The following is a 14,102-nucleotide window of genomic DNA, read 5'->3' as shown; positions in this document are numbered from 1 at the left end:
TCTATTGGCTTACACACCATTGGATGTAAACAATGGTGTGTAAATATCTTCAGAATTAGGATTGAGATAGGGACTCTCGAGGTCAATTTCCAGATCCTTGAAATGCTGGCGTATGTATTTCATTCTAGCCTCTGGAGATTCATCACTATTGTTATGAGCGTCGAGCAAGGCATTGGCAACAATTTTGCAGCGGTTCATGCCAAAATCTTCCAGAAATCTAAATTCTTTTTCAGGTCTTTCTGCTAAAGCCAGCCCTGGCGCAAGCACTTTAGTGAATATAGGAACATGAGTTTGAAAGTGGGATTCATTTTCTGCGTAAACAGTCTGTAGTACTTGCCGAACTACTTCGTAGCTATCCTTATTAATTCGTAAAATTCCTGAGTTATATCGCCCATAGCTAGAGGGATTGTACAAGGCATTGAAGTCGAAAGGAATCTTAATTGCATTTAATTGCTTTGTTAGATGTCCCATTAGTGCAACTGCACCTTTAGGACTGAAGTTAAAGTAGATATACACTGATGGATAACTCCAAGTATAAACTAAGTCCCCATAAGCTATATAAAATTGATTTCTGATGTGACTAGATGGCCTAGGTATTGACACCATATCACCTATCGCAGCTGATTGCTCTTCTAACCTAAGATGATGGTCTCGCTGGATGTGTATTGTAATACCTTTCTTTTCAACTGCGAGACTGCCATCAGCTTCCTGTCTTAGGACACGAAAGTTTGGATTCCAAGAACCTTTACCGTAATTGTTTTTATGTAGTTTGTCACAGAATTCCCAGTCTACTTCGCAAGGGGTATCCTCTAATCCAATTTCATAATTTATCTGTGTTAATTGATTTTTTTTTAGTAAAGATTCTCCACTGTAGTAAATGCCAAAGATTAATTTTTGCAGAAGTGATATAAGGTACTCATCTTGAACATTTTGAGGCAGTTTTTGAAGCTGTGCCAGAACATCAGCAGGTATTTTTTGCTGCTGAAACTTAGGATGAATGACCACAAAATTATAAGATTCAATTTCAATTTGACTGGCAAGCTCTTGAAGTATTTGTAGCACTTGCATGACTATTAATCCTGATGTTATTTAACTGTTTCAATATGCTTTTACCCATAAACTGGTCAAAATTTTGAACCGTAACCTAGCCAGAAGTTAAGGTAATTTCAAAGCTTTTAGCCAATCAGCTTCCGTCATCCCAAAAATAGAGCTAAATGATTTTTCTGGTTGGCATAGCAACCTTTTAGCCAATTGAAGTATGCAAATTTGCCTATGATCAAATGCTTCAAATGACTGAATTCTTGCTATAATTTTGTAGAGTAAGGCAAGACCAGTAAACTGGACAACTCGACTAAGGAAATCAGGAAATTCCTCTAGAACTTTGGGGAAACTACTAATGTAAGAGCTAGTGAGGGTGACAACTGAAGGTTGAACCGCTTCTAAAGGTATTATAGCTAGCTTAAGAGATTCCTCCAATTTAATAGCAGGATGAATAATTAAACTTTCCAGCCATAACAACAAATAACCAGCGATCGCTGTCCCTACATCAAAAGCTGGATCGCCCCAGCTACATTTATCCCAGTTAATAAGCTTAATAATCCTCTCATTAGACCTCTCAATTTTAGACAAAATTCCCTCACCTGACCGGGGAATTAAAATGTTATTTAACTCATACCCGTTATGAGTTAGGCAGTAGTGATTATGAGTAGCTACAAGCTCTGTAACTGTAGATTGTAAGTTTTCACAGTTGTGATAAAAAGACATAAATATATTGCCTTCTGGGGGATACTCTTGAGTTAAAATCTCTGGCTTAAGTCTACCTAATAAATGACTTGGATGAGGAAATTGATAGTAACATTTGCCATCAACTGCTTCCTCATTTAGGAAATCACAGCAATTCTGGCAATTTAAAGTTTCGCGATGTAAGTTTGCTAGAGTAATACCCATTAACTCTGCTATTGCTATAGGAAAGCTTTTGTTTTTTTTGTAATGACTTTCTAAATTAATGTAGTTATCTGATTGTTTGTAAATTAGAATAGAATTGATATCATCAAAATGAAGTATTTCTAATAACAAAGAATAAATTTGAGATAAATTTGGCAAAGATTGCAAAAATTTATGAAGCCGCCACTCACAATTAATTATGTTGGTTTTTTTATTATCGTAGTGATGAGAATCCTGCTTAACAAATAGTTGTTGACCACTGGGTAGATGGATCGTTAAAAAAATTAAATTATTGCTGCCTTGGCTACATTTAGGTTTAATATTAATTAATTCTATATCCTGTTCTTCGGAAAGACTAACCTCAAGTAAGTATTGAGATACATTGTTAGAGTTTAGCTTAGTTGTCATGATAAACCTACTTTTTCTGCTATTGAATATCAATAAGATTGTAAATAATATGTTAAGATTTTACCTCAATATTAGAATATTTAATCTCGTTGTCTTAGCAGAGATTAAGTAAAAACGATGAAGAAGTAAGGAACTTGCGGATTATTAATATACCAAACAAGTTTTGTCAGTTTTTGAGTAGAACTGATTTTACTGGTACTTTGTTCTTACGCAAGTCCCTAATACATTTTAAGACATTATGGCGGTTACCAACCTGGTGAGGTACGTTTTCAAATCTACTAACCTTGGTAAACAAAATTTGGGTGTACCTAAGTTGCTTAGGAAATGATATCAGCTAGCTATTACTCTGCTAGTGCTAGCGCTGTGCTTGGCATGCACAGCTAGCAACCACAGTAACCTGAACACCAGATGCGCGACCACCTTTGATATTATTAATTTCACTATCGACCAGTTCATCCATGTAACTTTCGTAATCGCCAAACAAGTCAGCACCAGCAGGTTTGATGTCATTAACTTTGATATTAGCCATTTTAGTTTAGTCTCCAATACAATTGTGTTAGTAATTAGGAATCAAATAGTTATGTTTGCTTCCTGATTACATCTTATTTAAAAAACTGAATATTCGTAGACATTTCAACAGAGTGAACAGACCATAAAAGTTACATATTTAGGTAAAAATAGTCGGCTATTTCTGGTAAAAATCTATTTTTTGTAGAGGATTGTAGAAGTAGATAAGCTTGACGAGAGACAAAATTAAAACAGTTATGTCCCTATAGATTTTGAACTAACCAAAAGCCACAAAAAATCAGCCCAAGAATCCTTTAAGACTGAACGATAAAAATTTAGGGCTATCTTATTGTCGCAGTAGCAGCAAACCCCATGCTATTCGCTACAATCTGTCGAAGTTAGGTGAGATGTGCTGCAAACTGCGCGATCGCTTTCCACAACCTCTACAAAGTTGGCATCCAAACTCTAGGCTGATCACATCTCTTTATGAGTTTGGTATACTCATATTGTACTTACAAAGCTGATTCCTAGTTATGAGGTAACATGACTACGCCGATATCATCTAATTCAGAAACGGTAGAAACCAAGCGACAGAACTTCAACATTACTCCAGAACAAGAAGCAAAACTCAACTGGCTACGTGATGCGATCGCAGCTCCTAATACCAAAGAAACAATCCTGCGTTCCATCGACCTAATGGTTACTCTCAAGCGCCACATGCGTCCAGGCACTCAACTGTTTCTCCATACCCCAGAAGGGCAAGTTCGCCTACTTATCCCAGAACTTGAATCTCCCCCAACAGGCAACGGGCTGTATCTGGTGGAACGCCCTCACCCCTGGCGGCGGCAACTTTACATCAAAGGGCGAAAACTACTTGCCTCGACTGTTTGGCAGGATATGATTGTTAACCAGATGTCAATAGAAGAGGCAGCAGATAATTGGAACCTCCCCCTTGCTGCGATCGACGAAGCTATTCACTATTGCGAAAGTCACCAAGAACTTTTAAAGCTTGAAGCAGAAGAGGAGCGTTATCGCCTCGAACAACAAGGAGTCTGCCTTGAGCCTAAAACTACTCATTGATGAAGACTCCCAGGCAAAACGTTTAGTTAATTTGTTACGGAGTGCAGGTCATAATGTAATAACAGTCAACGAAGCAGCTTTAATGAGCAAGCCTGACTCACTTGTACTTGACTATGCAAGAATTGAACAGCGTGTATTATTGACTCGCAACTGTGATGACTTCCAGACTTTGCACAAAGCAAACCCAAATCATCCCGGCATTTTAGCAGTCTACCAGCACCCTGACCCATCAAAAAGCATGAGCTACCTGAGTATCGTTAAGTCCATCGCCAACATCGAAGCATCGGACTATAGTTTAGCCAATCAGCTTATTCCCCTCAATCAATGGAACTACTAATAAATATCTTCTGAATTGGCATTGACATAAGGGCGTTGCAAGTCAATCCCCAAACTAGAAAATTGCTTAATGATAGCCTGCATCCTCCCCTCAATTGATTCATCTCCTTGATACCAAGCTTCCAGCAACCCATTCGCCACAATCTGACAGCGATTCATTCCAAAGCTTTCCTGAACACCAAACTTTTGATCTGGTTCTTCTGCCAACCCTAATCCTGGTGCAAGTTGCATGGTGAATAATGGGACTTCTGGCTGAAAATGGGATTGGTTTTCTGCATAGACGGCCTCAAGGACTTGCTGGACAACTTCATAGTTGCCTTTTTCAAAATACAGTACCCCTGAATCGTAACGCTTGTAGTCATCTGGGTTATACAGCACCTTAAAGTGGAAGAAAATCGAAATGGCATTCAGCCGCCGCGTCAGGCTACCCATAACCACCACTGCACCTTCAGGGCTGAAATTAAAGTATACCCGTACCAGATTTTCATGACTTTTAGATGCGACATTGCTAACTGCCATGTAAAAGCCATTTTGCACCAGATTCTTTGGCATCTGGATAGCGACAGAATCACCTACCACAGCTGCCACTTCAGTAGGTTGAAGATGCTTATTCCTTTCAATATGCAGTCTCAAACCGCCTTTACTTACTGCTAAACTACCATCAGTTTCTTCTTTCAAAACAGACCAACCAGGGTCAAAGTAGCCCTTTCCAAAATTACTTTCATGCAATCGCTTATAAAACCCCACATCTACCCCTAAAACAGTATTATTCTCCAAATCTAAGGGCAAATCATTTTCCTCCCCATCTAGTGCCAACGTACTTTGCATAGAACCGTTGTAATAAATACCGTAAAGAAAACTCCGCAATTGTAGACTCAGATATTTCTGTTGCATCTGGGTTGGCAACTTCTGAAAACGTTCAATTGCCTCAAATGGTAATTCCAAAGGTTTGTAATCTGGATGGTGGATGGAGAAATCAGATTTTATTTCAATTTTGCGAACAATATCTTGCAGAACATCCAGTAATTGCCCAGTTAAACCAGTCTCTAGCTGAGTTTGAGGAGAATTTAATAATTGCATAACTACGTTTAGTAATAATAAAATGATTTAAACAACAGAACTGCTCAGGTGAGTTAATTCAACAGCAGCAGCACCAAAAATTGTTGGCATCGATTGTACAGGACGGCTTAATAGCGTCTTAGCAACCTGAAGCATGGCAATCCCCATATTGCCAAAGGATTTTTGATATTGAATCATCGCCTGAATCTGTTGAATTAAAGCAAAACCGATAAATTGTACCACCCGCGACAAGAAATCAGGGCGGTGTTCTAGAATTTCTGGAAAAGTGTTGAAATAAGCTTGGGTTAATGTAGCAATTGAAGGCTGAAGCAGTTCTAAAGGTATTATTGCCAAGCGTAAAGACTCTTCAATACTCAAAGAATTACTGATAACCAAACTACTCAGCCAGATTTGTACATAGCTGGCAAGAAGTGTTCCCAAATCAAAAGCTGGATCTCCCCAAGTCGAGCGTTCCCAATCAATTAGTCGGACAATGTTATTACTGGAATCCTGCCAATCTTTGTACAACAGAATATTATTCAGTTTCAAATCATTGTGGGTTAGACAACAGGGAATTACAGCATTACCTAATTCAGCGATCGCCTGCCCCAAACTATCATAACGTTGATATAGAGCAAAAAACTTTAACCCATCGCTAGGAACTAGACCAAAAATTTCCGGTTCAACGCGTTCTAATCTCCGAACTAAATGTGATACTTGATCAGCCATTAGATTATCTGAATTTTTAGAAAAGAATTCCTGATATTCTTGGCGATTAAAAGTATCACAATGGATAGTCCCTAAGATAGTGCCAATTTCCCTAGATATTTCTGTAGGAAAGCTCTTTTCTTTAGTGTAGAAATCCATTAAATCTCGATAATCATCCAAATATCTGAAGACAAGAATGGAATTTTCAGCATCAAAATGCAGCACCTCTGGTAAAAATGAGCGGTAGTGGTTAATTTCTGGAAATTGCTGTAAAAATTCTTGAATTCGCCACTCACTTAAAAATTCACCAGCCGCTTTCCCTTCCTGATTGTATCGTTCTTGCTTCACAAGCAGCTTGCGATCGCCTGACCAACTCAGTAATAAATTAAAATTTTTAGCTGTAACTGGTTCTATCTTAATGGGAGGTTGTTCAGATTGATTACATAATCCTTTTTGAAGTAAATAATCGAAAACACTCTGTGAATTTAAGATAAATGTCATAGATATTAATCCATTAGTTGGAACTTTTAAAAATACCAGCTTCCTTCTCAATCCGATCTAAAGCCTTCTTAGCTCTAAAAATTAGTCGCAAATAATCTAACTGACTATTCCAAGCTGAACGAGGTAACAGGGTTGGTAGAGGCTCTACCTTACTTTGAGATTGGTCAATATGAGTAATAGTTGTATCTTGTAGAGGCATAAAATCACCTAACATATTATTTATCTGAATGCGATTTAGAACTAACTAAGGATGAAACTAACTCAAGTTCTTCTTCCCAACTTTCTGGCCATTGAATGCGATCGCTAGTAAAATGAAGTGGATCGTTTTCAGGCCAAGGGGCATTTATCGGTTCTTCAATTAGCCCAAACACACCATTATCAAAGGGGTTCCCCTCTGCCTGATGTTGGAGAACCACTCGCTCCCGAATACCATCTTTTTCCTGAGTCAGGGCGCGATGATGACAGTAAGGATTGTTACCTCTCTTATCAAAGAAAACGTGAGCAGTCCAACTGCAACCACCACGACAAAGTTCGGCAAATTCGCAAGACTTACAGAAACCCCACAAATGTTCTGTTCCTTTGGAAGTACCAGCACCCAAATTAAACCGCAGTTCCTCGGTTTCTTCAATAATTGTCCGCAGTGAATAGTCGCGGATGTTACCTCCAGTGTAGGCAGTGGTAGGCAGTGAGGGACAACCTTTAATAGCACCATCTGCTTCAATGCCTAAAGCAGACAATCCAGCACTACATCCCTGCCAAAATGACCAAGCATCTCCTCCGCGCAACAGTCGCTCATAGGGCCCGTAATAACCGATATTATTTCCCGGTTGTACCTGCACTCCTTCGCGCTTTGCCTGTTGAGCAACACGAGCAATCATCGGATATAAATCTAGTAATTCATAAGGTTGCAGCAGAATCTCACTATTATCTGCGGCATTTCCCATCGGTACAGTCAACTGAATTTGCCAAGCGAATACTCCGGCATCGCGGAGATGCTCATAAATACGAGGAAATTCTGGTGCAGAGAGACGATTGATTTGAGTATTGCAGCCGAAGGGTATACCTGCTGCCTTGAGATTGCTCATGGTCTTAAACGCCCATTGCCAAGAGCCTAATTTACCACGTAAGCGATCGTGAGTTGCTTCTAAACCATCAACCGATACAGAAACCACGCCAATACCAGCTTCCTTCATCCGTTGGGCTGTATCTAATGTGATACCATAACCCCCAGTGGTCATACCACACAACATCCCAGCTTTGTTAATTGCTTGGGCAATCTCTAGCCAGTCAGGACGGAGAAAAGCTTCACCACCAATTATGGTTACTTCTGTGATTCCAACTTCCGCCATTTGCTTGACCAAATCAAGGGCTTCTGCTGTAGAAAGTTCGTTCGCCCTTGTCTGACCAGCACGAGAACCGCAGTGTTGGCAGGCCAGATTACACTTAAGTGTAATTTCCCAAACTGCATAACTAATTCGGCGATAAGTCATGAAAATACCCTCAATTAATTTTTCTAGAAAGGCACAACAAATCCCCATCCGTCCTTAGAGATTTAATCTGTTTTCGGAGCAACAGAGGTTTCCTAAACTATGTCATTCGTCTGAACAACTCCATAGGGTGGTTGGAATTTGTTCTGCCCAGTTAATCCACCAAAAACGGCTGCCAGTTCTTTTTCACTTAAATCTTTGAGTTTACTTTCACCAGCACCAGACTCGAACAATTGAGCAGTATATTCTTCATACTCTTCTAGAGTGAAATAATAGCCAGCAGCTTTAACTATTTGGCTACATTCTTCCTTGCTATTAACGCCTTGAATTTGATTACGAAATGCTTCATCATCTGCTAGCTTTTCGTAGAAAACTTTGACATTTTCTAAGGACATAATATTCTCCTGAACTTGATTAATTAAATATATTTTTGACCGTTGTACATTCTTTTGTTATCTTTCATTTCGATTTTCCTTTGAATTTCTAAGGACGGACAGATACCCATCCGTCCTTAGAAATCTAATCTGTTATGGTAGCAACAGAGGTTCCCTAAAGTATGTCATCTACCCGAATAACTCCATACATGAGTTGATAGGGTGGCCAAACAGCCCCATATAATGGTTGGATTTGGGGCTTTCCAGTTAATCCACCAAAAACGGCTGCTAGTTCTTTTTCGCTTAAATCCTTGAGTTCACCTTCACCAGCGGCAGATTCCAACAATTGAGCGGTATATTCTTCATACTCTTCTAAAGTGAAATTGTAGCCAGCAGCTTTAACTATTTGACTACATTCTTCCTTACTACTAACGCCTTGAATTTGATTACGAAACCCTTCATCATTTGCTAGCTTTTCGTAAAAAGCTTTGACATTTTCTAGAGACATAATCTTCTGCTCCTGAACTTACTTAACAGTTGGTAATTTTGTTTGAATATTGAACCAGTTTATTGGATAATTTTTCTGGACTGTATTCAGGAAAATTATGCCAATATATCCACTGGAAAATATCCGAAAATAATTCCATAACCGCCATGAATGCCTTTCTCGTCTTCCTCAGCCAACTCTGACAGCGACTCTTGTGCATCTAAAAATTGGATTGAAATTACTTAATCAAATGTTTGTTAGAAAGTTATTTCGCTTAAGAAACCTAATCTGTAGTTGTGTTTAACCAACAATAGGTGTCGCTACTTTAATTGCTAGTTCAGAGGGATTGTAGTTATCTGTAATAACTTGCGGACAACGCATACAAGCTGCTTTACCTTCCTGCTGCCACCATCGACAATCTCGGCGGATGGAACAGGGGGGTAGTTCTTCTGCTACTACAGGTAACTTTTCGACAATTCGCGTTGCTAGACGACAATCTTGCCCATCAAAATGCTGACAAGCTTTAGTAGCGCAAGGCGCCGCCGTCCGAAAAATTTCGGCAGGTGTAATTGGACTAGCTTTTGCTATTAGTTCATCTGTGACGGGTTGAGGATGCTTGAGATAAGCTACATGGGGTTTTGTAACTGTCCCACCTATTACGCCAAAGACAACACTATCCACAGATTCGGGTCTAGCACTGGGACAGAGTGTAGTTTTATCACCAGCAAATTCTTTCATCAATTGAACCTCCAGTGAAGAGAATCTTTATGACAAAAGGCTTTCATCTGGATATGCTACGAGTCCTATTGTGGTAGGACATACTATGATTCCTGATATAAGAGGAGGTTTAATAATACTTATTCCGCCTACAACATTTTTCATTTCTTCATTAGACAAAACATCTTCTGAATCTAAAGCTTGGTTCCGTCGTGCTAATGCATTCTCTACAGCATCATTAATTAGATCGTCAATTTGAATTTGACCGTTATAGTTTCTTTCTTTGCTTTCCATGTTGATTTCCCTCTAAATTTGTGACTATTTTTAGGCTTAGTTACTGAGCAGTATGATTGCCTAATATCTATTGATTCTAGGGTATGTAAAAACTACTTAAATATTTTTGCTAAGTATTTATTAGACATTAATAAACCATTTATGTCACGAATATTGGACAAACAATTTTTAGTGCAAGTGTTGGTTGCTTATATCCAGATATCCCGCAATAAATAGTTGCAATAGAAAATCTAGATAATTAGTACAATAATTAAATTATTTAGCTGCCGAAAAGTTTTGCAGCTAACAAGCGATCGCCTCATCCACTTTTCAAACGGTCGTGAACCGCATCTAAGCCCAATTCATAAATTTATTCTCTAGTTGTTTATTTTGATAGAAATAAACAACTAGAAAATAGGCTATTAGACAGTGGTTTAGTGAGTGATATTAATTAATACCTAAAAAGACTAGGAAAAAAGTTATTCTTCCCCAGATGCAAAAATAGTTGCACCTGCTCCAATCAAAGCAACACCTATACCAACTGAACTTGTCAAAACCCCAGCAACTATTAATGTAGCCCCTACTATTCTTGTAAACCAACTACCTCCATTAATTTCTAACATTTCTTCGGCAGTAAGTTCACACAATAATAGTTCAGACTCAGAGGGATTAAGATCAGTAATTTGGATACGAGCCATTAGAGATATCCTCGATCAAAGTTGTTTGACTTGGGATTAAAGTTTTAATTTCCTTATCCCGTCACCATAATTTATTATTTCATCTACAATGTCAACCTTTTAATCACTACATATAGTGTCAAAAAAGATGCATTTATGGTTCTTTAGATGGACTTAGCTTAACTAAAGTCGTTCTGAAGTCTTCGACTTACCGCAGTTGTTCAATCAGATTTGCACCCATGATTTTTTATCCCCTCAACACTTGCAATTTTACCTGTTTTAGGCTGTGAAACAGCCCTGCCTTAAAAAGGGGGTGAAAGAGATATGAGCAAGCTTTTTAAAGGGGTTGCGGGGATCTCCGAACACTAAACATCACTAACCCAAGTGTATTGTCCTATATGCCTCAACACAGTTCAGATAAGCCCAAAACCCTGATGTAGAGAGGCGATTTATCGCGTCTTGAAAGACTAATTATCTGCACCAATAACCCTTAACTGAACCGTATTGCTATATACCCCTCCAGTTTTTCTGACTGGAGGAGCATTTATTGCTTAAGTACTCGTGTGCCGTCGCAGGTGTTACCCTTAAGCTAATAGGGCCACTTCCAGTCGCGAATTTCTGGCATATCGTCGCCGTACTTCTCAATGTAGTGCTTGTGTTCGATCAGACGATCTTGCATCTGCTGCTTGACATAAGCTGCCCTGTATCCTAATTTTGGCACGCGATCGATTACATCAATCACCAGATGGAAGCGATCAAGATCGTTGAGAACAACCATATCAAAGGGGGTGGTGGTAGTTCCCTCTTCCTTGTAGCCACGTACATGCAGCTGAGTGTGGTTAGTGTGGCGATAGGTTAGGCGATGAATCAGCCAAGGATAGCCATGAAAGGCAAAGATAATCGGTTTATCGGTGGTGAAAATCGTATCAAAATCTTTTGCGCTCAAACCGTGAGGATGTTCGCCTCTTGGCTGTAGTGTCATCAAATCGACTACGTTCACTACCCGCACCTTTAAGTCAGGGAAGTGCTGGCGTAAGATGTCAACGGCCGCCAAGGTTTCTAAAGTGGGAACATCGCCAGCACAACCCATCACTACATCTGGTTCGCCGTCTTGGTCATTGCTTGCCCATTCCCAAATACCGATGCCTTTGGTGCAGTGCTTAATAGCAGCATCCATATCAAGATATTGCAATGCTGGTTGCTTTCCGGCAACAATGACATTCACATAGTTGCGGCTTCTTAGACAGTGGTCAGTTACCGATAGCAGAGTGTTGGCATCGGGGGGCAAATACACGCGGACGATCTCTGCTTTTTTATTGATTACATGGTCGATAAAACCGGGGTCTTGGTGAGAGAAACCGTTGTGATCTTGCCGCCAAACGTGGGAGGTGAGTAGATAATTGAGAGAAGCTATTGGTCTACGCCAGGGAATGTCTAAGGTAGTTTTCAACCATTTAGCGTGTTGGTTGAACATCGAGTCAATGATGTGGATAAAAGCCTCGTAGCAAGAGAAGAACCCGTGCCGCCCTGTGAGGAGGTAGCCTTCTAACCATCCTTGACAACAAGTTTCGCTGAGAATTTCCATCACCCGACCATTGTAGGCAAGGTGGTCATCTTCGGGGAGGATCTGGCCTACCCAAGTCTTATCTGTGACTTCTAACACAGGGTCTAAGCGATTCGATGCCGTTTCGTCGGGGCCGACGATGCGGAAGTTACGGCTTTCCTGGTTAAGCTGCATGATCTCCCGGAGGAATTTTCCGGCAACTTTGGTAGCTTCAGCGATCGCTTTACCTGGTTCAGGAACATCTACGGCATAATCTTGAAAGTCGGGCATTTTCAAATCGCACAGCAAAATACCGCCGTTGGCGTGGGGATTGTCACCCATGCGTCGCTGACCCTTGGGAGCTAATTCTGCTAGTTCGGGCATCAGCTTCCCGTTGCTGTCAAAGAGTTCTTCTGGTTTGTAACTCTTCATCCAATCTTCTAGAAGTTTTAGGTGTTCTGGCTGTTTGGCGATGTTGGTCAAGGGAACTTGGTGCGATCGCCAAGAACCCTCGGTTTTTTTACCATCTACTTCCTTGGGGCCTGTCCAACCTTTAGGGGTTCTCATGACAATCATCGGCCACTGGGGACGTTCGGTAAAACCATGTACGCGGGCTTCTCTTTGGATGCTTTGAATTTGGGCGATCGCTGTATCTAGAGTCGCCGCCATTTGCTGGTGGACATCTGCGGGATCTTCCCCTTCAACAAAGTATGGCTTGTAGCCGTAGCCCACAAATAAGTTTTCTAATTCCTCATGGCTGATCCGTGCCAGTACTGTTGGATTGGCAATTTTATACCCGTTCAGATGCAGGATCGGAAGTACAGCACCATCATGCACGGGGTCAAGAAACTTGTTGGAATGCCAGCTAGTTGCTAAAGGGCCTGTTTCAGCTTCGCCATCACCGACAACAGCAGCAACGATCAAGTCAGGGTTATCAAAGGCAGCACCGTAAGCGTGGACGAGGGCATAACCTAGTTCCCCGCCTTCGTGAATTGAACCGGGGGTTTCCGGTGCAACGTGGCTGGGAATACCACCGGGGAAAGAGAATTGTTTGAAGAGTTTCTGGATTCCCTCAGCATCCTGGGAGATGTTGTGATAATACTCAGTGTAAGTGCCTTCTAGGTAGGTGTTAGCTACCAGTCCAGGTCCTCCATGACCAGGGCCGGCAATATAAATTGTGTTTAGGTCATATTTTTTGATGACCCGATTCAGGTGAACATAGATAAAGTTCAGCCCTGGCGTTGTTCCCCAGTGACCTAATAGCCTGGGTTTGACGTGTTCCAGCTTTAGCGGTTCTTTGAGCAGCGCATTGTCGAGTAGATATATTTGCCCAACCGAAAGATAGTTAGCTGCACGCCAGTAAGCGTTTATCTTCCGTAATTCTTCATCTGTTAAAGGCTTTATTTGTGGAGTCATTGCTAATGTCATTATCGACACTCCATTCCAAAAGGATTTTGACGGATTCATCAGTCTGCAATTTTACTTGTTTTCATGATGATGGCCATCTAACCTATGATGAATTTTCTCAGCCTTTGTGATTAAATTTTTTTGCTCTGGGCAACGGTAAATCAATAGTTTTGAGCATTACTTTGACAAAACTTTACAACGTGTCCCATCTTGCAGATATCTGATACTGTTGGCGAAACATTACTTAACATAAAAACGCCGATTTTACCGTGTATTACATGGGAAGGGTAATTCTACCTTCCCATGTAATACACGGAAAGAAAAAAATTAAGTTAGCTGCCTCAATAATCAATAAACTAGAAGAAATACCTGTGGAGGCAGTATATGTGCTTACATCCTGAAGAAATTCCTCCTATTCCCGATGAAACGGTACGTGTAGCCAAGGCCGCATTTCCAAAAGGTAATTTATATATGCGCTTGCGTGATGAACTTGGGGTCTTTTATCAAGATGAAGACTTCGCTGCACTTTATCCGCAACGCGGTCAGCCAGCGCAAGCACCTTGGCGGTTGGCGATGATACTGGTGATGCAGTAT

The 14,102-nt window shown here is 40.5% G+C and carries 15 protein-coding genes and 1 pseudogene; 3 read left to right on the top strand and 13 right to left on the bottom strand.

The features are described from left to right. Positions 1-9: 9 nt before the first annotated feature. The 3 genes from F8S12_RS14545 to F8S12_RS14535 all read right to left on the bottom strand — a co-directional run bounded on the left by F8S12_RS14545 (position 10) and on the right by F8S12_RS14535 (position 2,881). A complete protein-coding gene (locus tag F8S12_RS14545; protein ID WP_196516939.1) occupies positions 10-1,068 on the bottom strand; it encodes a T3SS effector HopA1 family protein in 1,059 nt (352 codons plus the stop codon). A gap of 87 nt (positions 1,069-1,155) precedes the next feature. Beyond that, a complete protein-coding gene (locus F8S12_RS14540; RefSeq protein WP_196516940.1) occupies positions 1,156-2,352 on the bottom strand; it encodes a phosphotransferase in 1,197 nt (398 codons plus the stop codon). A 355-nt stretch (positions 2,353-2,707) separates the two neighbouring features. Next, positions 2,708-2,881 carry a hypothetical protein gene (locus F8S12_RS14535; RefSeq protein ID WP_196516941.1) on the bottom strand — a complete coding sequence of 58 codons (174 nt, stop codon included), beginning with the start codon at positions 2,879-2,881 and terminating at the stop codon, positions 2,708-2,710. 521 nt (positions 2,882-3,402) lie between these two features. Here F8S12_RS14535 and F8S12_RS40605 point away from each other — a divergent pair. Continuing rightward, entirely contained in the window at positions 3,403-3,939 is a 537-nt protein-coding gene (locus tag F8S12_RS40605) for a hypothetical protein (RefSeq protein ID WP_230968016.1), read from the top strand. Then, positions 3,917-4,276: a DUF5615 family PIN-like protein gene (locus F8S12_RS14525; protein ID WP_196516942.1), complete on the top strand. Its 360-nt coding sequence runs from the start codon at positions 3,917-3,919 to the stop codon at positions 4,274-4,276. The genes F8S12_RS40605 and F8S12_RS14525 overlap by 23 nt, the downstream gene beginning before the upstream one ends. Here F8S12_RS14525 and F8S12_RS14520 read toward each other — a convergent pair. From F8S12_RS14520 to F8S12_RS14475, 10 genes are all read right to left on the bottom strand, one after another. Next, a complete protein-coding gene (locus F8S12_RS14520; RefSeq protein WP_196516943.1) occupies positions 4,273-5,355 on the bottom strand; it encodes a T3SS effector HopA1 family protein in 1,083 nt (360 codons plus the stop codon). The two genes, F8S12_RS14525 and F8S12_RS14520, sit on opposite strands and share 4 nt — an antisense overlap. Positions 5,356-5,382: 27 nt before the next feature. After that, positions 5,383-6,543, bottom strand: a complete 1,161-nt coding sequence (locus F8S12_RS14515; RefSeq protein ID WP_196516944.1) for a phosphotransferase family protein — start codon at positions 6,541-6,543, stop codon at positions 5,383-5,385. Between the two features lie 13 nt (positions 6,544-6,556). Next, positions 6,557-6,742: a hypothetical protein gene (locus tag F8S12_RS14510; protein WP_230968017.1), complete on the bottom strand. Its 186-nt coding sequence runs from the start codon at positions 6,740-6,742 to the stop codon at positions 6,557-6,559. Between the two features lie 16 nt (positions 6,743-6,758). Beyond that, positions 6,759-8,033 carry a nif11-class peptide radical SAM maturase 3 gene (locus F8S12_RS14505; protein WP_196516946.1) on the bottom strand — a complete coding sequence of 425 codons (1,275 nt, stop codon included), beginning with the start codon at positions 8,031-8,033 and terminating at the stop codon, positions 6,759-6,761. A gap of 92 nt (positions 8,034-8,125) precedes the next feature. Next, positions 8,126-8,425 carry a Nif11-like leader peptide family natural product precursor gene (locus F8S12_RS14500; RefSeq protein ID WP_196516947.1) on the bottom strand — a complete coding sequence of 100 codons (300 nt, stop codon included), beginning with the start codon at positions 8,423-8,425 and terminating at the stop codon, positions 8,126-8,128. Positions 8,426-8,579: 154 nt separating this feature from the next. After that, a complete protein-coding gene (locus F8S12_RS14495; protein ID WP_196516948.1) occupies positions 8,580-8,912 on the bottom strand; it encodes a Nif11-like leader peptide family natural product precursor in 333 nt (110 codons plus the stop codon). A gap of 279 nt (positions 8,913-9,191) precedes the next feature. Then, a complete protein-coding gene (locus F8S12_RS14490) occupies positions 9,192-9,629 on the bottom strand; it encodes a nitrogen fixation protein (RefSeq protein ID WP_196516949.1) in 438 nt (145 codons plus the stop codon). A 27-nt stretch (positions 9,630-9,656) separates the two neighbouring features. Further along, a complete protein-coding gene (locus F8S12_RS14485; RefSeq protein ID WP_196516950.1) occupies positions 9,657-9,902 on the bottom strand; it encodes a hypothetical protein in 246 nt (81 codons plus the stop codon). Between the two features lie 458 nt (positions 9,903-10,360). Continuing rightward, complete coding sequence (locus tag F8S12_RS14480; protein WP_196516951.1) at positions 10,361-10,579, bottom strand: hypothetical protein; 219 nt, start codon at positions 10,577-10,579, stop codon at positions 10,361-10,363. Between the two features lie 568 nt (positions 10,580-11,147). Further along, complete coding sequence (locus tag F8S12_RS14475) at positions 11,148-13,529, bottom strand: phosphoketolase family protein (protein ID WP_196516952.1); 2,382 nt, start codon at positions 13,527-13,529, stop codon at positions 11,148-11,150. Positions 13,530-13,892: 363 nt separating this feature from the next. Between F8S12_RS14475 and F8S12_RS14470 the strand changes: the two are divergent. Further along, a pseudogene (locus F8S12_RS14470) lies at positions 13,893-14,102 on the top strand (IS5/IS1182 family transposase); the annotation flags it as partial.

The sequence above is a fragment of the Nostoc sp. WHI genome (assembly GCF_015714725.1).
Taxonomy (GTDB): Bacteria; Cyanobacteriota; Cyanobacteriia; order Cyanobacteriales; family Nostocaceae; genus Nostoc.
The sequence above is the reverse complement of the archived record's forward strand: the minus strand, read 5'-3'. Positions and strand labels throughout refer to the sequence as shown.